Here is a 25,220-nt window from a genome sequence, read left to right on the forward strand (position 1 = left end):
GCCTAGCACGCTAAAATCGCCCCACCGGGGCGATTTTGCCGAAGGGACGGAACCCCGCCATGCGAGCGTAGCTCTCATGGCCTAGCACGCTAAAATCGCCCCACCGGGGCGATTTTGCCGAAGGCCGCGTGCTAGCCCGCAACTCTTTCAATTTCGGCGCCGCAGCGGGAGAGTTTGTCTTCCAGCCGCTCGAAGCCGCGATCAAGGTGATAGATGCGATTGACCACCGTCTCGCCCTTGGCGGCGAGGCCGGCGATGACCAGCGACACCGAGGCACGCAGATCGGTCGCCATGACCTGGGCACCCTTGAGCTGGGACTTGCCGGTGATGGTGGCCAATTGGCCGTTGACCGCAATATCGGCGCCGAAGCGAACCAGTTCGGCCACATGCATGTAGCGGTTTTCGAAAATGGTCTCGCGGATATGGCTGACGCCGTCGCTCATGGTCATCAGGGCCATGAACTGAGCCTGCAGATCGGTGGGGAAGCCAGGGAAGGGATCGGTATCGACATCGACGGGGCGAATACCATTGCCATTGCGGCGCACCCGGATGCCTTCGGCTTCCTCGGTCAGTTCCACGCCGGTCTGGGCGAGAATATCAAGGGCAGACTGCAAATGCCCGGGGCGCGCGCCCTTGAGCAGCACATCGCCGCCAGTCATGGCCGCTGCCATGGCGAAAGTGCCGGTTTCAATGCGATCAGGGATCACTTCCACAGTGGCGCCGTGGAGCTTTTCCACACCCTCAATTGTGAGGGTCCGTGTGCCAATGCCCGAAATCTTCGCGCCCATGGCGACGAGGCATTCGGCAACATTGGTGATCTCGGGTTCCTGGGCCGCATTCTCGATAATCGTGGTGCCACGGGCGAGCGTGGCGGCCATCAGAATGGTGTGGGTGGCGCCGACCGAGACTTTGGGGAAGCTGATGGTGGCGCCCACAAGGCCACCCTTGGGCGCCTTGGCAACCACATAGCCTTCGTCGATGTCGATCTCGGCGCCCAGCGCCTTGAGGCCGTAAAGGAAGAGGTCTACCGGCCTTGTGCCGATAGCGCAGCCGCCGGGCAAGGAGACGCGGGCCTCGTGGCAGCGGGCCAGCAGCGGGCCAATGACCCAGAAGCTGGCGCGCATCTTGGAAACAAGATCATAGGGCGCGGTGGTGTCGACGATGTCGGCGGCATGGAAGGTCATGCGCTGGCCAACGTCTTCCTCGCCGCGGCGCCGGCCATGCACGGCGATATCGACGCCATGATTTTCCATGATGCGCTCGAGCTGCTTGACGTCAGCCAGGCGCGGCACATTGTGCAGCACCAGCGGCTCGTCGGTGAGCAGCGAGGCAATCATCAGCGGCAAAGCGGCGTTCTTGGCGCCCGAAATCGGGATTTCGCCCCGAAGTTCATTACCGCCAACCAAACGAATACGATCCATTAGAAGTCCTCAGAATTGGCCCGATGGGCCTACGACCTGGTGGGGAGGCAGGACGAGGTCTTCTTTGCCACTTGAGCCAGACCAGCCGTTCTCTATGAAAAATGTCGGGACCGGCGGTCACGACACATGCGCAGCTTGCGCCGCTAGAATCGCCTGAAAATGGTTTACGGTTAGTTGTCCGTGTCCATTTCAGGGGCCTCCGGCCCGGGGTCGGGTTCGGGCCCGGGATTGTGGTCCTGGGCGCGCGCCTTGGCCTGGTCCTTGCGGCGCTTCAGGTTCTCACGCAGCTTTGCGGCCAATCTTTGCTCTCGCTGCGCTGTTTGTTCCGATTTGCCCATGGCTCCGGCCTATCGATTCCGTCGCGGCGGTTGATAGGCTGTTTTTGGTCTTGCGTCGAGGGAGGCGCTATGGCAAAGGAGCCCCCGTCGCCGCGTCGGTCCTGACCCGCGCCCCCCGACTTCATAGCGGTCGCGTTCTCGCACCAAAAGTGGATCCCACTTTCCTGAGAACGCTCCAGATGCTGCCGTAGCTCAGTGGTAGAGCACTCCCTTGGTAAGGGAGAGGCCGACAGTTCAATCCTGTCCGGCAGCACCAGTTTTCCCTTGATGATCTCAATGCGCTGTTCGTTGCCAGTCGGCGTGCTGGTTGCTCGTGATCGTTTGGCGCTTTATGCCTCAGTTGTTCACGGGAGGACATTATGGCGGCCGACACACTTTACGACATCGTGGATCCGCGCTTTGCGCGCAAAGTTCTGGGCAGTGCGCGGCTGGAGGAGCTGCATACGGGGTGTCGCTGGACGGAGGGGCCGGTTTGGTTCTCCGACCATGACTGTCTCTATTTTTCCGATATTCCGAACCAGCGGGTGCTGCGGTATGTGGCGGCGGATAATTCGGTCTCGACCTATCTGTCGCCGTCCAATTTCGCCAATGGGCATACACGTGACCGCCAGGGGCGGTTGATTTCGTGTGAGCACGGGACGCGGCGGGTGACGCGCACGGAGGCCGATGGGTCGATCACCGTGCTGGCCGACCGTTTCGAGGGCAAAAAGCTCAATTCGCCCAATGACGTGGTGGTGACGTCGGATGGCTCCATCTGGTTCACCGATCCGAGCTATGGGATCATTTCGGACTATGAGGGTTTTGCATCGCCGCAGGAACAACCAGTCCATGGCGTCTATCGCATTGATGGCCAGAGCGGCGTAATCACCCTGATGGTCGGGGACTTCGTGCAACCCAATGGCCTGGCCTTTTCCCCTGACGAAAGCCGCCTCTATATCGCCGATTCAGGGGCCAGCCACGATGCGGACGTGCCCCGGCATATCCGCGCCTTCGAAGTGGTGGACGGCGGCGAGGGTTTGAAGGACGCGGGGCCGTTTGCCGTGATCGACAATGGCATCCCCGACGGGTTCCGCGTCGACAGCGATGGCTGGGTCTGGTGCTCGGCAGGCGATGGGGTGCAGGTATTTGACCCGGAAGGGACGTTGGCGGGCAGGATTTTGGTGCCGCAGCGCGTTTCGAACCTGACCTTTGGTGGGCCGCGGCGGAACCGGCTGTTCATCACCGCCACGACCTCGCTCTATGCCATTTACGTCAATGCGCGGGGTGCGCAGACTCCTTGAGGCGGCTGGCGAACAGAGCGCCGAGCAGGCGATCGGCGGAGAGCGTCCCGCCGCCATAGACCAGCAACGTCAGTGCCATGGCGAACCAGGGCAGGTGGAAGTTGACGAAACCATCGGGGATGGTGAGCTGGATGATGATGGTCATGGCGAAGATGCCCAAGGCGGCAAAGCGGGTGCCAAGGCCCAGTACCAAGAGGATCGGCAGGACGATCTCGCCCATGCCGGCGAGGAACGCCATGGCCAGTGGCGCTGGATAGGCGAAGGCCTGGCCAAAGATATGCAGACGGAACTCCTGCTCAAAGAGATAGCGGGCGCCTGAGGAGAGGTTGAGAAAGCCATCCCACTTGGTCAGCCCGGAGCGCCAGAAGGGAATGGCCAGTGCCACGCGCAGGGCCAATAGCGGCACGGCGCTGGGGACGGCGGCAAGCAGGCGGTCGGCACGGTCGACAAGACCGACAAGGCGCTCGGTGATCATCGGGAAAGCTCCTGTTGCGGCGCGGCAAAGGCGCCGAGGCCGGCAAGGCCAACCAGCGCCGAGCCGGGGTCAAAATCGGGATGGGTGGCAAATACGGCGTCGGCAGCCGCGCCCAGTGTCAGGCCGTCTGCCAGGGCGCGCAGCAGTGCAGCGGCCGCGGGCGGGATAATGGTGAGGCGCACATCGGCCTGGGGCCGGGTCAGAAGCACATGTTCGGTGCCCGATTGTTTTGGTGGGACAAAGGGGACTTGCTGATGCGCCGACCAGATCGAGCCGACCGGATAGGCAGAGCTGATCAGCCGGGCCGCCGGGGCCAGAGCCAGGCTCAGGTCAGCCAGCGTCTCCGGGGCCATGGCGGCGAGACCGGTCGGGGACAGGCCCCCGATGTCGGCGGCGTTGTAGCTGTCGGACCAGGCGGCCTCGAGGCGGGCCAGGTCGGGCAGATAGGGGAGCTCGGATGCGGGCGGAAAGCCGGCGATGAAATCGGCAAAGCTGTCGCCATAGTGCAGAAGCACCGGGGTCGTGGGCTTGGTCTGGCCCACATGGAGCCTTGCCATGCCCGCAAAGAAATCGTCGCCCACGACCATGCGGGTCACGGGGAAACGGGCGGCGAGCGCGGCGGTCAGGCTGACATGGACATTGTTGCGATAGACCGCGAAGCGTTTGGCGTCGGTTGTGCCGCGCGGCGACACCAGCCCGGCCGGCACTGCGCGGGTGGGGTCGGTGAGGGCGGCGACGAATTGCGCCTCGTCAGTCATGATGCCAACCGCTGCGCCGGAGCCGCGTCGAGCACGGCGTCGACCAGCCGCACTTCATCCATGAGCACGTCGAACGCGGGCACGTCATTGTCCCATTCGATCAGGGTCGGCAGCGGACCAGTGCGGGCAATGGTGTGGCGATAGAGCGCGAACACATCGGGCCGAACGCGGCTGCCATGAGCGTCGATCAGCAGACGATCACCGGCATCGTCAGTGGTTTCATCATAACCGGCGAGATGGATTTCGCCGACATGGTGCATGGGGAAGCGGTCGATATAGGCGACGGGGTCAAGCCGGTGATTGACCGCCGAAACCATGACATTGTTGACGTCGAGCAGCAGGCCGCAGCCGGTGCGGGTGGCGATGGCGTCGAGGAAATCGACCTCGTCGATGGTGCTTTGCGCGAACAGCACATAGGTGGAGGGGTTTTCGAGCAGCATCGGGCGCCCAAGCGCCTGCTGGACCTGATCGACATGCGCGACGACGCGATCCAGCGTCTGCGGTGTGTAGGGCACCGGCAGCAAGTCGTTGAGGTAGCCTTCATCGTGGCTGGACCAGGCAAGGTGTTCGGAGAAGGAGGCAGGCTGGTAGCGGTCGTTGAGCGCGCGCAGGCGTTCGAGATGATCCCGATCGAGCGGGCCTTGACCACCAATGGAGAGACCGACGCCGTGGAGGGACAGGGGGTAATTTTCGCAGATGGCCTCGAGGTAGCGGTGCGGCGGACCGCCCTCACCCATGTAGTTTTCCGCATGCACTTCAAAAAAGCCCAGGTCGGGTTGATCGGCAATGATCTGGGCATAGTGCTGGGGCTTGAGACCAAGGCCCGGGCGGGCCGGCAGCGCTGGAAACGACATGGAAACCTCCCAAGTTGGAAAGACGGGAGGCCCGTGAGCCTCCCGTTGGAGCGGTCAGCTAGCCATGGGCAGATCACGGTCGAGCGCGACGAGCGAACCCATGCGATCGCCATCGAGCATCATGGTTTCACAGGTGCCGGCGGGAACGGCTTTCCAGGCATTGCCCTGGTAGTCGATGGTGGAGGTTCCGGCGCAGGTGGTGCCGGGGCCGGCGGCGCAGTCGTTGGCGCCGGCAAGAGCCACGCCAAAGCACTTTTCAGTGGCGGCCATGGCGTCGCCGCCCATGGCATCCTGTGCGATGGCAACGCCACCCAGAGCAGCAGTGAGCGAGGCGGCAAGGGCGAAGGTGGTCAGGCGGTTCATTGAATTCTCCTCATGTTGGGAACGCTCCAGGTTCCGACATGAGGCCATTCGCCAGGCTGGGCCCAATGTTACAGGGGCGCGCTCAATTCACGGACACGTGATCGAGAATAACAAAAGGACCGACACCCCGGAGGGCATCGGCCTGCAATGATTTGGTCATTGAAAATGCTTGGGCTGGATCAGATCCAGTAAGGCGGAACACCGTAATAATCGTAGACGCGCTGGCCGTTTTCGGCGTTCCAGAAGCTTTCGTCTTCCTTCTCATAGCGCGGTGCGCCTTCGAGCTGGTCCTTGCTGATATCGACACGATAGCCGCCCAATTCGGGGTCGTAGTCGAGCTTGGACCAGGGCAATGGATAGTGATCATGGCCAATGCCAAGGAAGCCGCCGAAGCTGAGCACGGCGTAGGATACCTGCCCGCCGCGCTTTTCGACGAGAATGCGCTCGATAGAGCCGATATGGTCGCCGTTAAGGTCGTAGACCTTGGTGCCTTCAACCTTGTCGGAGGCGATCAGATCGTGCGTTTCCTTGACGTCGGCTGTAGCGACGCGATTGTCATCATAGGCCATTTGGTCCTCCTTGCTTGGGGTGTGCAAGGGCAACGCGGCGGCCCCGAACAGGTTTCGACAAATCAGAAAATGTGATCAGGCCACCAGGCGCGGGCGGCTTTGCGGCCGGGGGCCATGCTCGCCCAGATAGGCCACGAAGGCGTCGATCAGCAATGGCCTTGAAATGCCATAGCCCTGGGCGAAATCAACAACGCCGGTCGCCTTGAGCGCTTCGAGGCGCTCATTGGTTTCCACACCTTCGACGACCAGTGATCGCCCGGACGCCTGCACCAGATCGATGGCGTGATCGAGCATGCGCGCCATCACGGAATGATTGGGCGCCATGGCGAAGGAGCGATCCAGCTTCACCCCATCAATGGAGAGGGCCGCCAGATTGTGCATGGACGAATAGCCGGCGCCGAAATCGTCGATATAGACCTTGAGACCTGCAGCGCGGAGGCGTTCGATTTCCACCTGGGCGGTTTCGGGGCTGATTTCAGCCGTCTCGACGATCTCCACCACCACATCGAAGGGCGAGCCATCGGTGAGAAAGGGCGCAAAGATGGGCACGAGTTGCTCGGCGTCCAGGTCTTGCGGGAAGATGTTGAAATTGATCTGGAGCCGCATGTCCCGGGGAAGCCGGGCCACGAGATCAGCATAGGCATAGGCGACCACCAGGGCGGTGAACCGCACGGTCATGCCATGCCGCTCAATAATGGGGAGGAACCTATCGGGCGGCACGATGGTGCCATCGACATCCTTCCAGCGGGCGAGGACTTCGCAGCCTGTTACAACGCCGGTCTTGAGATTGAGCACAGGCTGGTAGGCACAGACTACCGAACCCTTTTCAAGGCGGCGCAGGAAGCGGGCCTCGAATGACCAATAGCGTTCAATCAGCAGCTGCAATTGCTGGGCGACCCAGGCGGCGAGGACGGCGGCGACAAGCAGGATAACGCCGACCGTTGCCCAGCCGAGGCCGAACAATTGTGTCAGATAGCTGCGCCCGGCAATGCAATGGATGCCGCCGCTGTCGCAGGAGAGCTGATAGAAGACGCCTTTGAACACCGAGGCCAGGGCCGGCCCTGTCGTCTTGAGGGCCTCGGCGTACAGTCCGGCTTCGCCGTTACGATGCATCCACAGCTCATCATTGAAGCGGAACACCAGTTCCTGATCCATCCAGCGCGGGCCAGTGTCTGGCAGCGGTTGGGGCGGCACGATCAAGGCAACATTGCCCCGTTGGGCCAATGTGCCGGTCATTCCCTCAAGACCGAGAAATTTCAGGTCAAGATCGATCCAGAACGCCATGGCGAAAGGATTGTCGGGCACAATATCAGGGTTGCCCAGCATGATGGGCTGGACCAGGCGGCCAGAATTGACCGAGCACAGCACGACGCCATTGGGCGCATAAAGCAGTTCGTTGATGCCATCGGGGAGGAAGGCAATGCGGCGCAGCTCATCGAGATATTCGGGCGAGCAGGCCGGTTGAGTCAGGCGCCGGTCCATCTCGTCGAAAGTGGACAGGACATTGGTGCGCAGGCGCTCGTAACCCGCCAGACTGCGTTGCGTCTCGGTGCGCATATTGATGGAAACCTGCTCGGCAACCACCCAGGTGGCGACAGACAGCATGGCAGCAAATGCGAGGACCCAGAGGGCCAGTCTCAGACCACGATCATGTGTGCCAGCGATCAGGAGGCCGACAATCCGGCTCATGAGGAGTTCCTCCGCGTAGCTTCATATATCGGACAAGACCTCAAGACCGGGTTAAATCCGCCGCTCCCATTGCGCCCTTGCAACCGGAACCCCCGGGGCGGTGCCGCATTGAGTTCAATGAGTGGCCCTCGTGGCCTTGCAAAACCAAGGGAGACAATCATGGTCTTTGACAGTCTCAAGCAACGCGCGGGCGGCGACGACCAGCTGAACCCGATGCAGATTGCCCATCACACCCTGTTCACCGCCCGCGAAAAACTCGAACTGCTGCACCAGCTCAAGGCCGAGACAACGGGCGATGAGGTTGAAGGCGCCGAGGTGGCTTTTGAACCCGAGGAAATCGACCAGGCCATTGCCGAGGTGCGCCGGGGCGTTGAAAGCGGCGTGGGCGCGGATACGGTTCTCAAGGGAGATTTCTGATGGCCGAACCCAAGGAAGTGCATTCGCCCCAGGTCGCCAAAATCGACTATATGGTCGATGAGAACGCCGCCAAACTCGATGTGCCCGATGGTTCTGGGCTCAAGGTCGCCGGGGAACATGACGAGACTGTCGGATCGACCGGCCCGACCAATTGGTGGCTCTATGGGCTTGGGGCCCTCGCCATCATCATTGCCATTTTGTTGGTGATGCAGATTTTCTCGGGCGCCCCCGGCACTGACATGCAGCCGGGCACGCCTACATCGGCCCCGGTAACGGAAACCCCGGCGCAATAAAAAGGCGCGACCCGTGGGCCGCGCCTTGGTGCATTGATCGGGCCAGACTTAGCCGCGGATTGGCGAAAGCTGGATTTCGACGCGGCGGTTCTGCGCGCGACCGGCCTCAGTGGCATTGGAGGCGACCGGGGCGGTTTCACCCTTGCCTTCAATATAGAAGCGGCGCTGGTCGATGCCCTGATTAGCAAGGATCGTGGCGACGGACACGGCGCGACGCTGGCTGAGCGAGAGGTTGTAGGCGTCATCGCCCTGGCTGTCGGTGTGGCCATAGACGTCGACAATGGTCTTGTCGAACTTCTTGAGCACCAGGGCGACCGAGACCAGGGTCTGGTTGAACTGGGGCTGCACCGTCGACTGGTCGGTGGCGAAGGTGATGTTGGACGGCATGTTGAGAATGATCTGATCGCCAACGCGGGTGACCGAAACGCCGGTACCCTGAAGCTGGGCGCGCAGCTCGGCTTCCTGCTGGTCCATGTAATTGCCAATCGCCGCGCCGGTAAGGCCGCCAACGCCCGCGCCAATCAAGGCGCCAACGCGCGGGTCCCCGCCCACAGCAGCGCCGACAATGGCACCGGCAATGGCGCCGCCACCAGCACCAATCAAGCCGCCGCCAGCAGTGTTGGAGAGCTGGGACTGGCCCGTGTACGGGTTGGTGGTGGTGCAGGCGCTGAGCGCCAGCGTCGCGGCAAGGGCGACGAGAACCTTGGACTTCATGAGCTTCCCCCAAAAGGATTCGTGGTTGGTGGCCTTGTGTTGCCCTTGAATAAGGCAGGAGCGTGATGAGGGGAAGAGGATGAACCGGGGATGAATGAGGCTAGCTATTGGCCCAGCCGGCGTCGACCAGGAACTGCTGACCGGTGATCATGGCGCTGTCATCAGCCGCCAGGAACAAGGCCATGCGAGCGCAATCATCGGGCGAAAGCGTTTGCGGCAGGGCCTGGATGCGTTTGACTTCGGCGATAGCCTTGGCATCGACCCACAGGTCCAGCTGGCGCTGCGTCATGATGGCGCCGGGCACCAGGGTGTTGACGCGAATGCCCGAGGCACCGAGTTCGCGCGCCATGGCCCGGGTCAGGCCATGCGCCGCCGCCTTGGCGGTTTCGTACACCGGCAGGCTCGGCGTCATGATCATCCAGCTGATCGAACCATAATTGATGATCGACCCCCTGCCCGCCTTGACCATGCCCGGCGCTACGGACTGGATGGCAAAGAACGCGTGCTTGAGATTGACGGCCATGCGCTCGTCCCACTCGTCGGGGGTCACGTCGGCCCATTGGTGACGCTGGTCGTGGGCGGCATTGTTGACAAGCACCAGGGCATCGCCGTGGAGGCGGGCAAATTCGGCAATGGCCGACTGGTAGGACGAAATATCGGTGACATCGCAGGGGATGAAATGCACGGAATTGCCGGTGTGCCTGAGTTCAGACACCAGCGCCGCGCCGGCCTCCTGGGCAATATCGACAAAGCCCACCTTTGCCCCCTGCGCGGCAAAGGCCCGAACCATGGCCTCGCCAATGCCGGAAGCGCCACCAGAGATGACGACGGGACAATCCTTGAGGCTGGGATAGGCGGCAAAGCGGGTCATGAGTGGGGGCGTCCAGGGCGGAGAAATACGATGCGCTCAGTTAAACCAACGGGAGTCCGTCCGGCAAGGCCAAAGACGTACGTACCTCAAATTGATCTGGAGATGGAATGCTCTTTATGGCGGGGGACGTTCACGTCCGCCCTTTTCTGTTCTTAATGCAAGCGCTCGACGGCGGGCGCCATGGTATGCGGGGTCACGTCACGGCGCTCGACTTGTTCGAGCAAGGACATGACCTTATCGACATTGTCGAGATGGCGCTGCTCCATGGAGAAGTTGAGCGTGACGTATTCGCGACCGGGACAGAAGGTGCAGATATTCACCTCGGTATGCCAGGCGCCGCAATAGAGCGGCTCGACCATGCCATGGGTCATGGGGCCATAGGTGCGGTGGGGCGGCACGAGGGTCAGCACGATGTGGGTGCCACCGTTGAAGCGCCAGAAGCGCTTGTTGGGCAGGAAGGGGAAGACGCGGTTGACCGCGCGCATGGCCTTGAACATCGAGTTGATAACGACCTGGAAGGACGTGATGTCTTTCTGCTCGATGCCCGCCACAGTATTGTCGACGGCGCGCACATAATCGACGAAGTCTTCCATGACGGTAAACTTCGCCTCAAGGGCGCGGACGCGGAAGAAGTCGTCGTCGGTATTGTTTCGCTTGGTGTCGAGCATGGTGTAATTGGCGCCGATCACCTTTTTACTCATCGATTTTTCGGCGCCCTCGCCGTTGAGTGCGTGCGTAACCAAGGCGAACATCAGCGAGCGCTGGCGCACGCCGAGCTTGTTGGCCAGCTGGCGCAGGCGATGACGCTCGATGGCGAGGGTCCGAAAGCCCCAGGGCTGTTCCTTGGGCGCCAGTATATTGGCCAGGACCAGATAGATGAACGTGGTGAGACCGCCGCGCAGCGCGCTTTTGAGGCGATCAGACCAGGGGAGCTTATTGCCCTTGTCGGACTGCACGCCATGACTGGCGGAAGCCGAACGGGTGAGGAGGGCTGAATCAGAGCCCTCGAGCAGGGCATGGCTGGAGCGTACCTGCAGGATGGCCGCGCGCCCCTGGGCATCGGGACCGTCGCGCCGTACGGCAGCCATGACGCGGAACAGCGGCAGGTCCTTGCTCTCGAAAATGTCGGAGGACTTGCTCAGCCATTTGTCGGGATAGCCGTCGAAATCATCGACCACCTCCACCGAGGTGATCGCATCGAGCATATGCTTTGGAAAGGGCTGGCCGGGCTGGGCGCCAACAAAGCCATGGGTCAGCTGCGGCGCCAGGGCGATCATTTCGGCGACCATATTGCCCAGGCGGTCCTTGTCATAACTTTGGGTGGAGAAGGCGGTGAAGAACACCGTGTCCCGACCCTCGTAGAGGAACCACTGAAAATCGGTGAACAGGGCCTGCGGATTGCGTTCAACGGCCGCATGGGCCAGCGCCAGAGCATCGGTCTGCTCACCGGCGAAACTGGAAGACGAAAAACTCTTCACAACACAACTCCCCCCAAATTCCCTCGCGCTCCCCCCGGAACCAGTCAATCTAAGCGCAGTATTGGCAGCCTCGCAACAGATTGGCGAAGGACCGGTTAATCTTGGGAAAAGCGGGGTTCAGGCCAACTGTGTCTACTTGAGCGCCCCTGGCCGGCCCGGTCGCCGTTCTAGGTCCAAGTGCGGATGGGACCTTTGCCCATTGGCGAATACGCCGACGCACATTAGAATAGCTCTCAAAGATCAGACCCGACCCTATGCAAACCAATGGGTTAGGCAAAAGCACGCGTCGAATTGACCTATATCAATGCCGCGCCGCAGGGATTAGTTAGAGCCAATTGAGCCAGGATCAGCGGCTGTGCCGATCCAGCGCGCGCAAAGGAACGGCCCAATGGACTACCGTGGAATTTTCGAGGATGCAGTGGACACGCTGCGCTCAGAAAAGCGCTATCGCGTCTTCGCAGACCTCGAACGCATTGCGGGCCGCTTTCCCCGCGCGCTCTACCGCGATGACGCCGACAATGCGCGCGAAATTACCATCTGGTGTTCCAACGACTATCTGGGCATGGGCCAGCACGAAAAGGTCGTGCAGGCGATGCAGCAGACCGCCGGAGCCATGGGCGTGGGCGCCGGTGGCACCCGCAATATTTCGGGCACCAACCGTCCGCTGGTCGAGCTGGAGCGTTCGCTTGCCGATCTGCACCGCAAGGAAGCGGCGCTGGTGTTCACCTCCGGCTTTGTTTCCAACGAGGCGGGAATTTCCACCATCGCGCGGCTGTTGCCCGATTGCGTGATCTTTTCCGACCAGCTCAACCATGCCTCGATGATCCAGGGCGTGCGCCAGAGCGGCATGGAAAAGAAGATCTTCCGGCACAATGACGTGGCGCATTTGCGCGAACTCCTGAGCCAGGTGGACCGCAAGCGGCCCAAGCTGATCACTTTTGAAAGCGTCTATTCGATGGATGGCGATATCGCCCCCATCAAGGAAATCTGTGACCTGGCCGAAGAGTTCGGCGCGCTGACCTATATCGATGAAGTCCACGCAGTGGGCATGTACGGCCCGCGCGGCGGCGGCATTGCCGAGCGCGAAGGGCTGATGGAGCGCATCGACGTCATCGAGGGCACGCTGGCCAAGGGCTTTGGCGTGATGGGCGGTTATATCGCGGCCAATCGCGCTGTCATCGACGCGGTTCGGTCCTATGCGCCCGAATTCATCTTCACCACCGCCCTGCCCCCGGCGCTATGCGCAGCAGCGCGCGCCTCAATCGAGCATCTGAAGGGCAATGGCGAAGAGCGGTTGATGCACCAGCGCCAGGCGCGGCTGACCAAGGCTATCCTGGCCGATGCCGGCCTGCCGGTGATGGATACCCAGACCCATATCGTGCCGCTGATCGTGGGCGATGCCCGCGCCGTCAAGGCAGCAAGCGACATGCTGCTCGACAAGCACAATATCTATATCCAGCCGATCAATTACCCGACCGTGCCAAAGGGCACGGAGCGGCTGCGCATCACCCCGACGCCGCTGCATACCGACGAGATGATCTTTGAATTGCGCCACGCACTGGTGAGCGTCTGGACCAGCCTGGAGCTGCCGCGCGAGGCGATCAATCCGGCGATAACGGCGAGCAAGCTGACCTCGGGCGACCTGACGCTGCCCAGCCTGGGCGGCTGAGGGCAATTCGACTCGACATGCTTTTGGTCTCTTGGGTCTTGGGTCTTGGGTCTTGGGTCTTGGGTCTTGGGTCTTCGGGCAAACCTAGGCGGCGTTCCCAAAACTATCCCGGACTGATTTGACCGATATCAAGACGGGCGAGGCAATCTGGGACTATCATGCTTCCAAAGCGTAGGGAGCATGCGCCATGTCCATACTCATCGTCTACGACAGCATTTTCGGCAATACCGGCCAGATCGCCCGCGCCATGGCAGAGGCCCTGGCGCAAACCGGCCCGGTAAAACTTGCCTCGGTGCAGGAGGCAAGGGACCTCGATCCGTCGCGTTACAATCTGCTGATCATCGGGTCGCCGACCCGTGGCTTCCGGCCAACGCCTGAAATCCAGGAATTTGCCTGTCGGTCCGACCTGCCCAAAACTGCCGCTGTCTTTGACACTCGCATCAACCTCGACACCATTAACCCAGCACCCCTGCGCTGGGTGGTCCAGGCCGGGGGCTACGCAGCTGAACGCCTGCACAGGGAACTGGCCGACCAGGGCTGCACGGTTATCGGGCCCCCGGGAGAGTTCGTTGTCGAGGGTCAGGAAGGGCCGCTGCGCGAGGGTGAACTTGAGCGCGCCGCTGACTGGGCGAGAGGCATTGCGGCCCAGGCCAAAACGGCAGACTGAACGCACGCGAGATAATTGTGCCTTCGCCCGACCGCGCTATAGTGGTCACCTCGACGCGCGGAGGTGGACATGGTCCGATCTGTAGTTGCGATAGGCGGCCTGCTGCTGGCAGGGCTGGCGACAATAGCGGCAATGCCGCCCGCGCTGGCGCAAGACGCCTGCGGGTTTCCCATCCGGTCCCTGGCACTGGCCGTCGCCCGTGACCGATTGGAGCTTCCACCTATCCAGGCGCGCCGCTTCGGCGCACGGGCGCTCTATCTCGGTCTGCAATATGGCACTCAACCCGACGACGAGCTTGATCGCTTATTGGCCGAGGCGGTCGAAGGTCGCGTGCATGGCGCGGCGGATCTCGATTTTGCCTGGCGTGTCCAACGCGACGGGCTGGAAGACGCGATAGCTACGCTGGGTGATGACGCGCTGAAACAAGCGATCGACACCGGTCGGCCGTCATCGATCCGGGCCCTTATTGCTGCGGGAGAGGCCGACGCCGTAATGGCGGCCATTGCCACCCTGCCCCAGGGCAACCAATTTGGCCTCGGGCAAACGGCGGTGACGGTGACATTCGACCTGCCCGACGAGAAAAAGGCCGAGCTGGCAGCGTTGGCGGCCGCGCACGACCTGTCCTGGCTTGCGGCGGGTTTTGTCGCTGCCCAGGACAATCCCGAGGCATGGTCGGACCATATCGATGGCATGAGCACCGAGGACCTGGACGAATTGGCTTCGGTCTGGAGCCGACTCCCGGCATTTAACGGCAATCCCATTCTCACCCGCAGTACGGCGCTGCAGGGCCCCGAGGACCAGGTCGTGCGCGAGGCCATCCGCATGGTGTCGCACGCCGCAGCGCTGCAGCCGGAAATCTCGTTTCTCATGACCTTTCTCGAGCAGACAGGCGCCAGCCAAGAAGCGGCCGAAGTCGCCAAGACGCTGATCAAGCGGTTCGAGAATGGCGATCTGGCGGCAACCGGCCCGCTCGACGCCGGCTGGCTGGCCACACTCGAACTGTTCAACAAAGTCGGTTTCGATGCTGATCGCTTGCGCCCGCTATTCGGGCCTGCCGATTATGGTCTCAACCGTGCCGGTCGCGACACCGCCGGTGACATTCTCGATTGGATCGTCGCCGTTGACGCGCTCACGCCTTACCTCAACGATGGCGCGGATCTGCCAGCAAGCGCACCGAGCCACCTGTCCTCCGCCTTTACGGAGTGGGACCGATGGCTGACACTGGCGCAGGCGGTGAATTCGGACCCGACGACGGCCGTCTCAACGGCCACGGATGCAGATCGAGCGATCTTGGCCGAGCTATTGCTTGCTGCCGACGACTATGACCTGCTTGTCCAATTGCTTGAAAGCGCCCCCGTGACGCTGGAAAGTGTGCGCATGGCTGACGATCTCGCGGCCCGACTCGACCGCCTTTACTCCGCCCACCTCTGGCACGAGGGCGAGGCCCCCCTTCTTGCAGGGCAGGCCCTGTTCAAGTTCGATTGAGTGTGGTTTCCGGCCAACACCGGTGGAAACAGGCGCTGATCGAGGAGAACAATCCCCGTGGGCCCATCATGGGGATGACGTCGTCAAGTGAAGTGCCCCGGGGCAAGCCCAAGGTGATGCGCCGTGAGTGTCGGCAAGCCGTGTTGCAGCGGGTCTTGAAGACAAATGCTGCTGGAGTTGAGTTGCTGCTCGCGCGCCAGCTCGCCATTCGACCGCCACGCCACCCCAGGTCTCGTGGCCTCCTCGCCTCCGATCACGCCACTGGCGTGCACGGCCCTGCGGGACGGGTCGGAGTCTCATGGCCTTCTTCGCTAAAATCGCTCCACTGGAGCGATTTCTTTACGCTACCTCGCCCTTCGACCCTAGGTCCCATGGCCTGCTTCGCTAAAATCGCTCCACGGGAGCGATTTCTTTACGCTACCTCGCCCTTCGACCCTAGGTCCCATGGCCTTCTTCGCTAAAATCGCTCCACTGGAGCGATTTCTTTACGCTACCTCGCCATTCGACCCTAGGTCCCATGGCCTTCTTCGCTAAAATCGCTCCACTGGAGCGATTTCTTTACGCTACGAAGTCAGTACGATGCGCAGTAGGTCGGCGGTGTTGCGGGCGCCGAGTTTTTCCATAACGCGGGCGCGGTGGACTTCGATGGTGCGAGGGGAGATGCCCAGTTCGCGGCCCGCTTCCTTGTTGGACTGGCCATTGGTGATCAATTGGAGCACTTCGCGCTCACGTGGTGTGAGTTGGGCGAAGCCGCGCACTTCGACCGGGCGGGTGCCGGCCTGCATGGCGCCCAGGTGCACATCCTTGCGCAGCGCGTCGCGGACGACAGTGAGCAGGAGTTCGCTATTGATCGGCTTGGCCAGCACATCGGTAGCGCCCAGCTTCATGGCTGTGACGGCGGCGGTGACCTCGGGCATATTGGCCAGCATGACCACGGGCGTACCCACCCGCAGGGCCTTGACGCGCCGCAGGATCGCCAGGCCGCTTTCCTGGCCCTGATCGAGATTGGCCACCACCACATCGGGCCGGCGCCGTTCCATGGCCACCACGAAATGGGCCGGCTCAAGCGAGAAAGCGGTCTGAAAGCCTTCAAGACGGAACAGCACGCTGAGCGCCTCGCAGGTTCCCGGATCGGGATCGACGATATGGACCAGACGGTCGCGATTGAGAAAGGCGTGGTAATAGGTGTGCGTGTTCATGCCAAGAGCCCCTTCCGGCAAGTTCATCCCCGAACGGGACCAGCCTAAACATGCAACGGCCCGCTCGGCGGGACATGACATCGCGCCGCCGCCGCACCTCTGCCCAGGTGGTCCGCAAGTGTAGTTTGATCTAAGTGGTCGCGCCGTCCGATACGCAGAACTACGTGGAATCCGTAGGATGCACTACCTACATTTAAGGTATATTTTCTTCTACATCGTCCGTCAATGACTATATTCCTACAGACGGCGTACAAGAAAGCCGGCATTGCTGCCGGCCTTTTGTCAGCTTTTGCTAACGCGAAGTGCGTCGCGGATTTCGGTCAGCAGCACTTCTTCTCGCGAAGGCGCCGGAGTGGTTTCCACCGGCTCCTTGGCGGCTTCGCGCTTCATGGAATTGATGCCCTTGACCACCATGAACAGCACAAAGGCAATAATGGTGAACTTGACCACCGCATTGATGAACAGGCCGATGTTGAGCGTGGCGACGCCCGCCTCGCTGGCGGCGGCGACCGAAGCAACCGGGATGTTGTTGGGGTTGGACAGCACGATAAACAGATTGGAGAAATCAATCCCGCCGATGAGCAGGCCAATCAGCGGCATGAAGATGTCGTCGACGACCGAGGACACAATGGCCCCGAAGGCGGCGCCGATGATCACACCGATCGCCAGATCGATCATATTCCCCTTGATCGCAAAATCCCGAAATTCCTTGAAGACGCTCATTTTGACCCTCACGTCATGCCCCGCGGCCTGGTCTGGCGGCCGGGACGGTTAACCCAAGGTAACGATTGCCGAGGTTTGCTGGCAAATGCAATGGGTCCAATGGTGATCTTGCGCTGCCACCGCCCGAGGCCGATAAGAGCGCCAGTGCCGCACAAACCTTGGCGCAAAGCGATATGACACTGATCGACCATGACCCCATCCGGGCCATTACCCTGGCCATGGACCATATTCCGCAAGGCGTCGCCGTGTTCGATGCCGGACTGCGGCTGGTTGCGTCCAACCAGGGTTACGATCGCCTGCTGGCGCTGCCGCCGGACCTCGTCCGGCCCGGTTCGGCGCTGTTCGACATTGCCCTGTTCATGGCCGAACGTGGCGACCTGGGCACGGGCGACGCCGCGCAACTGGCCATCGAGCGAATAAAGGTGCTTACCGGCGCGCCCACGACGGTCACGCAGCGCCTGGGGGACGATGGACAAACGCTGGAGTTTTATTCCAGCAGGTTGCCCAATGGAGGCCTGGTGGTCAGCTTTTCCGATGTGACGGCACGGGTGCGCGCGGAAAGACAGCTGGCGCAAGTCAACCAGACGCTTGAACATCGCGTGGAGGAGCGCACGTCCGCGCTCAAGCAGGTCAATCAGGAGCTTGAAGCGGCGCGCGCCAAGGCAGACGCATCCAACCATGACAAGACGCGGTTTCTGGCCGCAGCCAGCCACGACCTGCTGCAGCCGCTCAATGCGGCGCGGCTCTATACCTCGACGCTGATCGAGCGCGCCAAATCCACCGCCTTTGCCGAATTGGCCAATTCCATCGAGGCCTCGCTGACGGCCGTCGAAGATATCATGTCGGCGCTGCTCGACATTTCGCGGATCGACAGCGGAGCGCTCAAGCCAGCGCCAACGCCGATCCAGGCACAGGACCTGCTCAAGAAAACCGAGGTCGAATTTGCGCCCATGGCGCGCGAGCGCTCTATCTCGCTGCGGATCGTTGCCACCACGGCCAATGTGCTGGCCGACCGTTCGCTGGTGGGGCGGATCGTCCAGAACCTGGTCTCGAATGCGATCAAATATACGCCGGTGGGTGGCAAGGTGCTGGTGGGCCTGCGCCGACGCGGCAATCGCTGGCGGCTCGATGTGGTGGACACCGGGATCGGGTTCAACAAGGATCAGCACCGGCTGGTGTTTGCCGAGTTTTCGCGGCTCGAACGCGGTGCGCGCATGGCGCAGGGGCTGGGGCTGGGGCTATCCATCGTGCAGCGGCTGGTGGCGGCGCTGGGATTGACGCTGGAACTGGACAGCCGCGAAGGCGCAGGCTCGCGTTTCTCGCTCTATCTGCCGGCGGCACGCAATGTTCGCCCGACCAGCGAGACACAGACAGCATCGGCCGAGCCCGGGTTCGGCACGCTCAATCACAAGGTGCTGTGCGTCGATAATGAACGCGCCATCCTCGAGGCGATGGAGGGCCTACTGACCCATTGGGGTTGCGACGTGCGCACGGCGCTCTCGCTCAAGCAGATCGACCGCGAGCGGCTGCTGGAAGGCTGGTACCCCGACCTCGTGCTGATGGATTATCACCTCGACCAGACGTCGGGGCTCGATGCCATTGAATGGCTGCGGCACAATCTGGGCGGACACCTGCCGGCAGCGCTGGTGACGGCAGACCGCAGCCCGGCGGTGCGGGCGCTGGCCGAAGATCGCGGCATTGCCGTGGTGACCAAGCCAGTCAAGCCGGCGGCCCTGCGCGCCACGATCAGCGGGCTGGCCAACCAGAGCGCGGTCGGCTCCCGGGGGACCTGATTGGCTAGTCCCTGGTTGGCGCCGGGGCTTTCTTGCGGATCGGGGCGGTTTCGACCTCGTCGGCGACGGGAGCCACCGGAGTGACACGGGGCATGCGGTTCCAGGCGTCGAGAGCGGCGATCTTGTAGGCTTCGGCAAGGGTTGGATAGTTGAAGGTGTTCTCGACGAAATAGTCGAGCGTGGCGCCCAGGTTGAGCACGGCCTGACCGATATGGATCAGCTCGGTGGCGCCCTCACCCACGATATGCACGCCGAGCAGGCGCCGGGTTTCGAGCGAAACGATCATTTTCATCATGCCCGACTGCAGGCCCATGATGTGCCCGCGCGAGGTTTCGCGGAAACGGGCAACGCCGCATTCATAGGGAATATACTGCGCCCGCACCTGCTGTTCCGTGAGGCCGACGGTGGAAATCTCGGGCACGGCATAGATGCCATATGGGAAAAACTCAGGCGCAGGCGGCATGCTGGCGCCAAAGGCGTGCAGCGCGGCAATGCGCCCCTGTTCCATGGAGGTTGAGGCGAGCGAGGGGAAACCGATGACATCGCCCGCGGCATAGATGTGCGGGATCTGGGTCTGGAAGGTGGCCGGATCGACCTTGAGACGGCCGCGCTCGTCGGGCACGACCCCGCAATGTTCCAGCCCGAGGTCGGTGGTGGCGCCGACACGTCCGGCCGCGTAAAGCAGCATGTCGGAGCGGATTTGCCGCCCGTCGGTCAGATGGGCAATGGCCCAGCCCTGGGCGTCTTTTTCGACCCTGTCGACCTTGGCGCCGAGGCGAATGGTCACGCCACGCTGGCGCAGATCATGAGTGAATTCCTCGATGATCTCGCGGTCGATGAATTCGAGGAAGGTTTCGCGCGGCTCGATGATGGTGACCGGAACATCGAGAGCCGAAAAGATCGTCGCATATTCGATGCCGATGACGCCGGCGCCAACCACAGTGAGGCTACGCGGCACGCGCAATTCACCCACGAGGCTATCGCTGTCCATCACCGCATGGTCATCAAACGGGATATTGGCGGGACGGAAGGGCGCGGTGCCAACGGCAATGACAGCATTGTCGAAGGCGAAATTGTGCTCGTCGCCGGTATGGTCGGTAACGACCAGATGGTGTTCGTCGCGAAAGCGGGCCATGCCGCCGAAGGTGCGCACGCCATTGCGGGCAAACTGGTGTTCGAGCACCTCGATTTCATAGTCGAGTGTCTTGCGCAGGCGCGCGCCGAGGTCCTTGCCCTCGATGTCCTTCTTGACGCGATAAGAGAGGCCATAAAAGCCCCGCTCGCGCCAACCGGAGAGATTGAGCACCGTTTCGCGCAGGGTTTTTGAAGGAATGGTGCCGGTGTGGACGGAGACGCCGCCCAGGCGCAGGCGGTTTTCCACCACCAGCACCGACTTGCCCAGCTTGGCAGCCTGAATGGCGGCGCGGCGCCCGGCGGGCCCCGAACCGATGACGACGAGATTGAACCGTTCCACGCAATTGCCCCCTGCAGCCAGCACCCCACCCTATCGGCGCAGTGTGACACCGGGGTTAAGAGCGGACGAGGGCTGATGCCGCAGGGCTGGTTTGCGGCTCAGTCGCCCCGGATAAGCGCGGCACCGATGCTGGGCAGATTGTAAAACTGGCGCACGACGTCCCAGCCCTCCTCGGCCGTGTCCACAACGGTGAACAGATCCGGGTCGTCCGGGGAAATCGTACCGGCTTCGGCCAGGGCTTCGAGATTGATCACCTTGGTCCAAAATTCCTTGCCGAACAGCAGCATGGGGATGCGGTCCATGCGCCCGGTCTGGATCAGCGTCAACGACTCGAAAAACTCGTCGAGCGTGCCGAAGCCGCCGGGGAAGACTGCCACGGCCTTGGCGCGCATCAGGAAGTGAATCTTGCGGGTGGCAAAATAGTGGAAGTTGAAAGAGAGATCGGGCGTTACGTAGAGATTGGGCGCCTGTTCGTGCGGCAGAACGATATTGAGGCCGATGGAGGGCGCGCCCACATCGGCCGCGCCACGATTGCCCGCTTCCATGACGCCCGGACCGCCGCCGGTGGTGACGACAAATTCCTTGTAGTCCATGGACGCCGAGGTCTGCGACGCCAGCTGGGCGAATTTGCGGGCTTCGTCATAGTAGCGCGAGGCGGCTTCGAGATTGCGGCGCTGAACCTCGTTCTTGGCGGCCCAGGCCGGCTTGCCGGGTTCGGGGATGCGCGCACCGCCAAAAAGAACCACGGTGGAATTGATGCCATGTTCGCGCAGGCGAAATTCGGGTTTGAGATATTCGAGCTGGAAGCGCACGCCGCGGGTGTCTTCCGAGGTCATGAATTCGTCATCGGCAAAGGCGAGGCGATAGGCGGCGCTGCGCGTCTGCGGGGTGTCGGGGGCCTTGCGCGAAAAGGCGATGTCTTCGCCCGAAGTGCGCAATGATGTCGGATGGCGGCGTTTGGCCAAGGCGAGCTCCCTGATAGATCGGCCGCCATAATTCGGCGCCGAGCTTGTGTTGACGCTGCCCAGCGACAAAGTGGTGCCCACTTTTCTGGTAACGCCTATGAACGGCATAACCAGCCGGGCTGGTTCGGGCAAGGGCGGGGCATGGCCAATCGGTTCACGAGTGTGGAAGCAGGCATCGATCACGCTGCACATGGCGTGCTCGCGCGCATGCCGCGTGGACGGCTGGCCGACGGGCTGATCGAATTCCTGGTCTTCGGACTGAAACAGGCCTGGGCATGCCTGTTTGGCGGACTGATGCTGGGGATGATCCTCGTCACGCGGTTGTGGTGGCCCGAATTCGGGCTTCTTCGCTACGACTTCTGGTTCCTGGCGGCCCTTGCCATCCAGGCGGGCATGATCCTGTTGCGGCTCGAAACGCTGGAGGAGGCACGGGTCATCCTGATCTTCCACCTGGTCGGAACGGGCATGGAGCTGTTCAAAACCGCCGCCGGATCATGGATATACCCCGACGAGGCGGTGTTCCGAATTGGCGGCGTACCGCTGTTTTCAGGCTTCATGTATGCCTGTGTCGGCAGCTACATGGCGCGCATCCAACGCATATTCGACATCAGTTTCAGCCGCTATCCGCCGATCTGGATGACCGCGGTGCTGGCGGTGGCGATCTATGTGAACTTCTTCTCGCATCACTATATTTTTGATTTCCGCTGGGTGCTGCTGGGGAGCATCGGGCTGCTTTATGGGCGCAGCTGGCTCCATTACCGGGTGTTCCGCTTTTCCCACCGCATGCCCATGCTGCTGGCGTTCCTGCTGGTGGCGCTGTTCATCTGGGTGGCGGAAAATATCGGCACCTGGAGTCGCGCCTGGATCTACCCTGACCAGGCCAATGGCTGGTCGATGGTGAGCTGGAGCAAGCTGGTCTCGTGGTACCTGCTGATGCTGATCTCGGTGGTGCTGGTGACCCTGGTGCATCCGCCCAGAGAACATATCAACTCTGGCTAAAACCGGAACCCGCAGTGGTGCGGCGCGGTTTCCCTGCGACATGCACTTCCCAGGAGATGACCATGAAATTGGCTTCCGCCGCCGCACTAACGCTTTTGCTTGCCTCGTCCGGTGCGGCGAATGCGCACCACAAGACCTGGCACCAAATTCCGCCGGGACACCTCAAGAAGATCTATTCGGCCGACGCGGTAATCCCGGCTAGTGTCGAATTCGTCTGCCTCGTCGCCACGCAAGTCGTCGGCGATCCATATTCGCCGGTCATCAGCTCAAGCTGGCTTCCGCGCAGCGAAGCGGAAGCCCGCGCCAATGATGGCGATGGTTTTGTGATTTTCCACCCCTCCGTCAATACCGAGCGTGGCTGCATCGACTTCTGATCCCCGCCCCCTTGCATCCTCGGCCCAAAATTCGCATATAGGCGCCGGGAGGTTGGCGCGGACGTGTTCCTCGCCAACCGGGTCAGGTCCGGAAGGAAGCAGCCCCAACGAGATCCTCACGGGTCGATGCCAGCCTCCTACTCTTCTGTTCAAACATGGCCATTCGGCGCCGCATTTCGCCTCGAGGCTTTTGCGGTCGGGGGGCCATTGCCCTATGGTCGGCCCATGATGCAAGGCAGATTCCCTTTGGAGCAAGATTTGGACCGGCAGGATGGCTGAACCCCAGACATCGCCCTATCTGGTGCTGGCGCGCAAATACCGCCCGCGCGACTTCTCGACCCTGGTGGGTCAGGACGCCATGGTACAGACGCTGGGCAATGCCTTTGCGCAGAACCGCATCCACCATGCCTTCATCCTCACGGGCGTGCGCGGCGTAGGCAAGACGACCACGGCCCGCATCCTGGCGCGCGCCTTCAACTATGAAGATGAGAGCGGCCGGCATCCGACACTAGAGCTTGAAACCGAGGGCACGCATTGCCGCGCCATTATCGAGGGCCGGCATGTCGACGTGGTGGAAATGGACGCCGCGTCCAATACCGGCATTGGCGACATTCGCGAGATCATCGACTCGGTCAAATACGGCCCGGTTTCGGCGCCCTACAAGGTCTATGTGATCGACGAGGTGCATATGCTCTCGACGGCGGCCTTTAATGGGCTGCTCAAGACACTCGAAGAGCCGCCGCCCTATGTGAAGTTCATCTTCGCGACGACGGAAATCCGCAAGGTCCCAATTACCATCCTGTCGCGCTGCCAGCGCTTTGACCTGCGGCGCATTCCGGCCGAGGTGATGTCGGCCTATCTCGAAAAAATCCTCGGGCACGAAGGCATCGGCTTTGAACCCGATGCGCTGGCGATGATCGTGCGGGCCGGCGAGGGCTCGGCGCGCGACTCGCTGAGCCTGCTCGACCAAGCGATTGCCCATGGCAATGGCACGGTGAGTGCGGCAACCGTCAAGGTCATGCTGGGGCTGGGCGACCGGGCGCGGATCATCGACCTGTTCGAAGACCTGATGGGCGGTCGTATCGCGGAGGCGCTGACGGCGCTGCGCGAACTTTATGACCTGGGCGCGGACCCGCAGACCCTCCTGGCGGACCTTGCCGAATTCACTCATCTGGTGACCCGCATCAAGGTGGTTCCAGCGGCCGCAGACGACGCATCGCTGACGCCGGACGAGCGGACGCGCGGGGCTGACCTGGCGCAACGCCTGCCGATGCGGGCGCTGACACGAGCCTGGCAAATCCTGTTCAAGGGCAATGAGGAAACCGCGCGCGCGGGCAATGGCCTGCAAGCGGCTGAAATGACGCTGATCCGGCTGGCCTATGCCGCCGATCTGCCAAGCCCCGATGAAGTTATCACGAAGCTGACGCAGCAGGGTACGCTGCCCACCGGATCGAGCAACCCATCGCTGCCGCCGCGCGGACCTTCCGGCGGTGCATCGGGCGGCGCTTCGGCCATGCGGGTCGAGGCCATGCAACCGGCGCCGATGGTCGAGGCCGCGCCTGCCGTGCCGGCATCGCGGCCACAGGCCATGGTGCAGCCGGCGCTGGCGACTGTGGCCAGCTACAAGGACCTGATTGCGCTGGCCGCGGCCAAGCGCGACGTGCTGGTGAAGCTGGCGCTGGAAAGCCAGATGCGGCCGGTGTCGTTCGAGCAGGGCCGGATTGAAGTGGCGCTGGCCGAAGGCGCTGACCCCGGCATGATCGCCACCCTCTCGGCCCGCTTGCAGGCCTGGACGGGCGCACGCTGGCTGGTGATGGTCTCCACCAAGGCCCCCGAAGGCCTGACAATTCGCCAGGAGGCCGAGCAGCGCAAGCAGGCGGCCACCGAAGCGGCGCATGATGACCCGCTGGTGAAAGCCATATTGGAAACATTTCCGGGCGCGAAACTTGTGAATGTGACGGTGAAGGAAGAGGCGGCCGTGCTGCCCGACCTTCCCCCGCCCCCAATGGAAGAGGACGACGAATGAAAGACATCATGGGCATGATGAAGGCCGCCGGTGAAATGAAGGCCAAGATGGAAACCATGCAGGCCGAACTGGCCGAGCTGGTGGTCGAAGGCCGTTCCGGCGGGGGCATGGTGGTGGTCTCGCTTTCGGGCAAGGGCGACATGCGCGGCATCAAGATCGATCCGGCGCTCCTGAAGCCCGAGGACGCCGAGGTGGTCGAGGACCTGATCATTGCCGCCGTCAACGATGCCAAGGCCAAGAGCGAAGCCGAGGCCCAGCGCAAGATGGCCGAAGTGACCGCCGGCCTGCCCATCCCGCCGGGAATGAAGCTGCCGTTTTAGGCGGCT

Annotated in this window: 26 protein-coding genes, 1 tRNA gene and 1 other RNA gene; 13 read left to right on the top strand and 15 right to left on the bottom strand. The window is 62.3% G+C overall.

Annotation, left to right across the window (positions count from 1 at the left end; all coding sequences use genetic code 11):
- Nucleotides 1-131: 131 nt before the first annotated feature.
- On the bottom strand, nucleotides 132-1,421 hold the full coding sequence (murA, locus tag NIM87_RS16995; protein ID WP_254675905.1) for a UDP-N-acetylglucosamine 1-carboxyvinyltransferase: 1,290 nt from the start codon (nucleotides 1,419-1,421) through the stop codon (nucleotides 132-134).
- Nucleotides 1,422-1,591: 170 nt separating this feature from the next.
- Nucleotides 1,592-1,720 carry a hypothetical protein gene (locus tag NIM87_RS18635; protein WP_269468094.1) on the bottom strand — a complete coding sequence of 43 codons (129 nt, stop codon included), beginning with the start codon at nucleotides 1,718-1,720 and terminating at the stop codon, nucleotides 1,592-1,594.
- A gap of 220 nt (nucleotides 1,721-1,940) precedes the next feature.
- Between NIM87_RS18635 and NIM87_RS17000 the strand changes: the two genes are divergently transcribed.
- Both NIM87_RS17000 and NIM87_RS17005 read left to right on the top strand, forming a co-directional pair.
- Nucleotides 1,941-2,015 (top strand) — tRNA-Thr (locus tag NIM87_RS17000).
- 103 nt (nucleotides 2,016-2,118) lie between these two features.
- Nucleotides 2,119-3,039, top strand: a complete 921-nt coding sequence (locus NIM87_RS17005; protein WP_254675906.1) for an SMP-30/gluconolactonase/LRE family protein — start codon at nucleotides 2,119-2,121, stop codon at nucleotides 3,037-3,039.
- On the opposite strand, the gene NIM87_RS17010 is transcribed toward NIM87_RS17005, so the two are convergent.
- From NIM87_RS17010 to NIM87_RS17035, 6 genes are all read right to left on the bottom strand, one after another.
- Nucleotides 3,011-3,514, bottom strand: coding sequence for a DoxX family protein (locus NIM87_RS17010; RefSeq protein WP_254675907.1), 504 nt, complete (start codon nucleotides 3,512-3,514; stop codon nucleotides 3,011-3,013). The two genes, NIM87_RS17005 and NIM87_RS17010, sit on opposite strands and share 29 nt — an antisense overlap.
- A complete protein-coding gene (locus NIM87_RS17015) occupies nucleotides 3,511-4,272 on the bottom strand; it encodes an HvfC/BufC N-terminal domain-containing protein (RefSeq protein WP_254675908.1) in 762 nt (253 codons plus the stop codon). Before NIM87_RS17015 ends, NIM87_RS17010 begins: the two co-directional genes overlap by 4 nt.
- Nucleotides 4,269-5,126, bottom strand: coding sequence for an MNIO family bufferin maturase (bufB, locus tag NIM87_RS17020; protein WP_254675909.1), 858 nt, complete (start codon nucleotides 5,124-5,126; stop codon nucleotides 4,269-4,271). Before bufB ends, NIM87_RS17015 begins: the two co-directional genes overlap by 4 nt.
- Nucleotides 5,127-5,180: 54 nt before the next feature.
- Nucleotides 5,181-5,489, bottom strand: coding sequence for a BufA1 family periplasmic bufferin-type metallophore (locus NIM87_RS17025; protein ID WP_254675910.1), 309 nt, complete (start codon nucleotides 5,487-5,489; stop codon nucleotides 5,181-5,183).
- A gap of 179 nt (nucleotides 5,490-5,668) precedes the next feature.
- On the bottom strand, nucleotides 5,669-6,058 hold the full coding sequence (locus NIM87_RS17030) for a PRC-barrel domain-containing protein (protein ID WP_254675911.1): 390 nt from the start codon (nucleotides 6,056-6,058) through the stop codon (nucleotides 5,669-5,671).
- Nucleotides 6,059-6,133: 75 nt separating this feature from the next.
- Entirely contained in the window at nucleotides 6,134-7,747 is a 1,614-nt protein-coding gene (locus NIM87_RS17035; RefSeq protein ID WP_254675912.1) for an EAL domain-containing protein, read from the bottom strand.
- A gap of 159 nt (nucleotides 7,748-7,906) precedes the next feature.
- Here NIM87_RS17035 and NIM87_RS17040 point away from each other — a divergent pair, with 159 nt between their 5' ends.
- Both NIM87_RS17040 and NIM87_RS17045 read left to right on the top strand, forming a co-directional pair.
- On the top strand, nucleotides 7,907-8,164 hold the full coding sequence (locus NIM87_RS17040; protein ID WP_254675913.1) for a hypothetical protein: 258 nt from the start codon (nucleotides 7,907-7,909) through the stop codon (nucleotides 8,162-8,164).
- Nucleotides 8,164-8,457 (top strand): hypothetical protein, encoded by a 294-nt coding sequence (locus tag NIM87_RS17045; protein WP_254675914.1) that lies wholly within the window; start codon nucleotides 8,164-8,166, stop codon nucleotides 8,455-8,457. The genes NIM87_RS17040 and NIM87_RS17045 overlap by 1 nt, the downstream gene beginning before the upstream one ends.
- 48 nt (nucleotides 8,458-8,505) lie before the next feature.
- On the opposite strand, the gene NIM87_RS17050 is transcribed toward NIM87_RS17045, so the two are convergent.
- The 3 genes from NIM87_RS17050 to NIM87_RS17060 form a co-directional block, all read right to left on the bottom strand.
- On the bottom strand, nucleotides 8,506-9,171 hold the full coding sequence (locus tag NIM87_RS17050) for an OmpA family protein (protein ID WP_254675915.1): 666 nt from the start codon (nucleotides 9,169-9,171) through the stop codon (nucleotides 8,506-8,508).
- Nucleotides 9,172-9,271: 100 nt separating this feature from the next.
- Nucleotides 9,272-10,042, bottom strand: coding sequence for an SDR family NAD(P)-dependent oxidoreductase (locus NIM87_RS17055; RefSeq protein ID WP_254675916.1), 771 nt, complete (start codon nucleotides 10,040-10,042; stop codon nucleotides 9,272-9,274).
- Between the two features lie 152 nt (nucleotides 10,043-10,194).
- Entirely contained in the window at nucleotides 10,195-11,520 is a 1,326-nt protein-coding gene (locus tag NIM87_RS17060; protein WP_254675917.1) for a hypothetical protein, read from the bottom strand.
- 388 nt (nucleotides 11,521-11,908) lie between these two features.
- Here NIM87_RS17060 and hemA point away from each other — a divergent pair, with 388 nt between their 5' ends.
- The 3 genes from hemA (at nucleotide 11,909) to NIM87_RS17075 (ending at nucleotide 15,341) form a co-directional block, all read left to right on the top strand.
- Nucleotides 11,909-13,189 carry a 5-aminolevulinate synthase gene (gene hemA / locus NIM87_RS17065; protein ID WP_254675918.1) on the top strand — a complete coding sequence of 427 codons (1,281 nt, stop codon included), beginning with the start codon at nucleotides 11,909-11,911 and terminating at the stop codon, nucleotides 13,187-13,189.
- 187 nt (nucleotides 13,190-13,376) lie between these two features.
- The gene (locus tag NIM87_RS17070) at nucleotides 13,377-13,856 is read left to right on the top strand and encodes a flavodoxin family protein (RefSeq protein WP_254675919.1); all 480 of its coding nucleotides are present in this window, start codon (nucleotides 13,377-13,379) and stop codon (nucleotides 13,854-13,856) included.
- Nucleotides 13,857-13,925: 69 nt separating this feature from the next.
- A complete protein-coding gene (locus NIM87_RS17075; RefSeq protein ID WP_254675920.1) occupies nucleotides 13,926-15,341 on the top strand; it encodes a hypothetical protein in 1,416 nt (471 codons plus the stop codon).
- A gap of 563 nt (nucleotides 15,342-15,904) precedes the next feature.
- On the opposite strand, the gene NIM87_RS17080 is transcribed toward NIM87_RS17075, so the two are convergent.
- Complete coding sequence (locus tag NIM87_RS17080; RefSeq protein ID WP_254675921.1) at nucleotides 15,905-16,540, bottom strand: response regulator transcription factor; 636 nt, start codon at nucleotides 16,538-16,540, stop codon at nucleotides 15,905-15,907.
- A gap of 282 nt (nucleotides 16,541-16,822) precedes the next feature.
- Entirely contained in the window at nucleotides 16,823-17,263 is a 441-nt protein-coding gene (gene mscL / locus NIM87_RS17085) for a large conductance mechanosensitive channel protein MscL (protein ID WP_254675922.1), read from the bottom strand.
- 173 nt (nucleotides 17,264-17,436) lie between these two features.
- On the opposite strand from mscL, the gene NIM87_RS17090 reads away from it, so the two are divergent.
- Nucleotides 17,437-19,056 (top strand): ATP-binding response regulator, encoded by a 1,620-nt coding sequence (locus NIM87_RS17090; protein WP_254675923.1) that lies wholly within the window; start codon nucleotides 17,437-17,439, stop codon nucleotides 19,054-19,056.
- A 4-nt stretch (nucleotides 19,057-19,060) separates the two neighbouring features.
- Here NIM87_RS17090 and sthA read toward each other — a convergent pair whose 3' ends face one another.
- Together sthA and NIM87_RS17100 are read right to left on the bottom strand one after the other, a co-directional pair.
- Nucleotides 19,061-20,530 carry a Si-specific NAD(P)(+) transhydrogenase gene (gene sthA, locus NIM87_RS17095; protein WP_254675924.1) on the bottom strand — a complete coding sequence of 490 codons (1,470 nt, stop codon included), beginning with the start codon at nucleotides 20,528-20,530 and terminating at the stop codon, nucleotides 19,061-19,063.
- Nucleotides 20,531-20,628: 98 nt separating this feature from the next.
- The gene (locus NIM87_RS17100) at nucleotides 20,629-21,495 is read right to left on the bottom strand and encodes an LOG family protein (protein WP_254675925.1); all 867 of its coding nucleotides are present in this window, start codon (nucleotides 21,493-21,495) and stop codon (nucleotides 20,629-20,631) included.
- Nucleotides 21,496-21,636: 141 nt separating this feature from the next.
- Between NIM87_RS17100 and NIM87_RS17105 the strand changes: the two genes are divergently transcribed.
- The 5 genes from NIM87_RS17105 (at nucleotide 21,637) to NIM87_RS17125 (ending at nucleotide 25,214) form a co-directional block, all read left to right on the top strand.
- Nucleotides 21,637-22,494, top strand: coding sequence for a DUF817 domain-containing protein (locus NIM87_RS17105; RefSeq protein ID WP_254675926.1), 858 nt, complete (start codon nucleotides 21,637-21,639; stop codon nucleotides 22,492-22,494).
- A gap of 62 nt (nucleotides 22,495-22,556) precedes the next feature.
- Nucleotides 22,557-22,868: a hypothetical protein gene (locus NIM87_RS17110; protein WP_254675927.1), complete on the top strand. Its 312-nt coding sequence runs from the start codon at nucleotides 22,557-22,559 to the stop codon at nucleotides 22,866-22,868.
- A 46-nt stretch (nucleotides 22,869-22,914) separates the two neighbouring features.
- Nucleotides 22,915-23,010: signal recognition particle sRNA small type (ffs, locus tag NIM87_RS17115), an RNA gene on the top strand.
- Between the two features lie 129 nt (nucleotides 23,011-23,139).
- Nucleotides 23,140-24,894, top strand: coding sequence for a DNA polymerase III subunit gamma/tau (locus NIM87_RS17120; protein ID WP_254675928.1), 1,755 nt, complete (start codon nucleotides 23,140-23,142; stop codon nucleotides 24,892-24,894).
- Nucleotides 24,891-25,214: a YbaB/EbfC family nucleoid-associated protein gene (locus NIM87_RS17125; RefSeq protein WP_254675929.1), complete on the top strand. Its 324-nt coding sequence runs from the start codon at nucleotides 24,891-24,893 to the stop codon at nucleotides 25,212-25,214. The genes NIM87_RS17120 and NIM87_RS17125 overlap by 4 nt, the downstream gene beginning before the upstream one ends.
- Nucleotides 25,215-25,220: the final 6 nt, after the last annotated feature.

This window comes from Devosia ureilytica, assembly GCF_024273195.1.
In the GTDB taxonomy this organism is placed as follows: domain Bacteria; phylum Pseudomonadota; class Alphaproteobacteria; order Rhizobiales; family Devosiaceae; genus Devosia; species Devosia ureilytica.

What these genes read in the sequence shown, in the direction of transcription:
- murA (WP_254675905.1), bottom strand. Translation starts at nt 1,421, where the DNA reads ATGGATCGTATTCGTTTGGTTGGCGGTAATGAACTTCGGGGCGAAATC.
- NIM87_RS17005 (WP_254675906.1), top strand. Translation starts at nt 2,119, where the DNA reads ATGGCGGCCGACACACTTTACGACATCGTGGATCCGCGCTTTGCGCGC.
- NIM87_RS17010 (WP_254675907.1), bottom strand. Translation starts at nt 3,514, where the DNA reads ATGATCACCGAGCGCCTTGTCGGTCTTGTCGACCGTGCCGACCGCCTG.
- NIM87_RS17015 (WP_254675908.1), bottom strand. Translation starts at nt 4,272, where the DNA reads ATGACTGACGAGGCGCAATTCGTCGCCGCCCTCACCGACCCCACCCGC.
- bufB (WP_254675909.1), bottom strand. Translation starts at nt 5,126, where the DNA reads ATGTCGTTTCCAGCGCTGCCGGCCCGCCCGGGCCTTGGTCTCAAGCCC.
- NIM87_RS17025 (WP_254675910.1), bottom strand. Translation starts at nt 5,489, where the DNA reads ATGAACCGCCTGACCACCTTCGCCCTTGCCGCCTCGCTCACTGCTGCT.
- NIM87_RS17030 (WP_254675911.1), bottom strand. Translation starts at nt 6,058, where the DNA reads ATGGCCTATGATGACAATCGCGTCGCTACAGCCGACGTCAAGGAAACG.
- NIM87_RS17035 (WP_254675912.1), bottom strand. Translation starts at nt 7,747, where the DNA reads ATGAGCCGGATTGTCGGCCTCCTGATCGCTGGCACACATGATCGTGGT.
- NIM87_RS17040 (WP_254675913.1), top strand. Translation starts at nt 7,907, where the DNA reads ATGGTCTTTGACAGTCTCAAGCAACGCGCGGGCGGCGACGACCAGCTG.
- NIM87_RS17045 (WP_254675914.1), top strand. Translation starts at nt 8,164, where the DNA reads ATGGCCGAACCCAAGGAAGTGCATTCGCCCCAGGTCGCCAAAATCGAC.
- NIM87_RS17050 (WP_254675915.1), bottom strand. Translation starts at nt 9,171, where the DNA reads ATGAAGTCCAAGGTTCTCGTCGCCCTTGCCGCGACGCTGGCGCTCAGC.
- NIM87_RS17055 (WP_254675916.1), bottom strand. Translation starts at nt 10,042, where the DNA reads ATGACCCGCTTTGCCGCCTATCCCAGCCTCAAGGATTGTCCCGTCGTC.
- hemA (WP_254675918.1), top strand. Translation starts at nt 11,909, where the DNA reads ATGGACTACCGTGGAATTTTCGAGGATGCAGTGGACACGCTGCGCTCA.
- NIM87_RS17070 (WP_254675919.1), top strand. Translation starts at nt 13,377, where the DNA reads ATGTCCATACTCATCGTCTACGACAGCATTTTCGGCAATACCGGCCAG.
- NIM87_RS17075 (WP_254675920.1), top strand. Translation starts at nt 13,926, where the DNA reads ATGGTCCGATCTGTAGTTGCGATAGGCGGCCTGCTGCTGGCAGGGCTG.
- NIM87_RS17080 (WP_254675921.1), bottom strand. Translation starts at nt 16,540, where the DNA reads ATGAACACGCACACCTATTACCACGCCTTTCTCAATCGCGACCGTCTG.
- mscL (WP_254675922.1), bottom strand. Translation starts at nt 17,263, where the DNA reads ATGAGCGTCTTCAAGGAATTTCGGGATTTTGCGATCAAGGGGAATATG.
- NIM87_RS17090 (WP_254675923.1), top strand. Translation starts at nt 17,437, where the DNA reads ATGACACTGATCGACCATGACCCCATCCGGGCCATTACCCTGGCCATG.
- NIM87_RS17105 (WP_254675926.1), top strand. Translation starts at nt 21,637, where the DNA reads ATGGCCAATCGGTTCACGAGTGTGGAAGCAGGCATCGATCACGCTGCA.
- NIM87_RS17110 (WP_254675927.1), top strand. Translation starts at nt 22,557, where the DNA reads ATGAAATTGGCTTCCGCCGCCGCACTAACGCTTTTGCTTGCCTCGTCC.
- NIM87_RS17120 (WP_254675928.1), top strand. Translation starts at nt 23,140, where the DNA reads ATGGCTGAACCCCAGACATCGCCCTATCTGGTGCTGGCGCGCAAATAC.
- NIM87_RS17125 (WP_254675929.1), top strand. Translation starts at nt 24,891, where the DNA reads ATGAAAGACATCATGGGCATGATGAAGGCCGCCGGTGAAATGAAGGCC.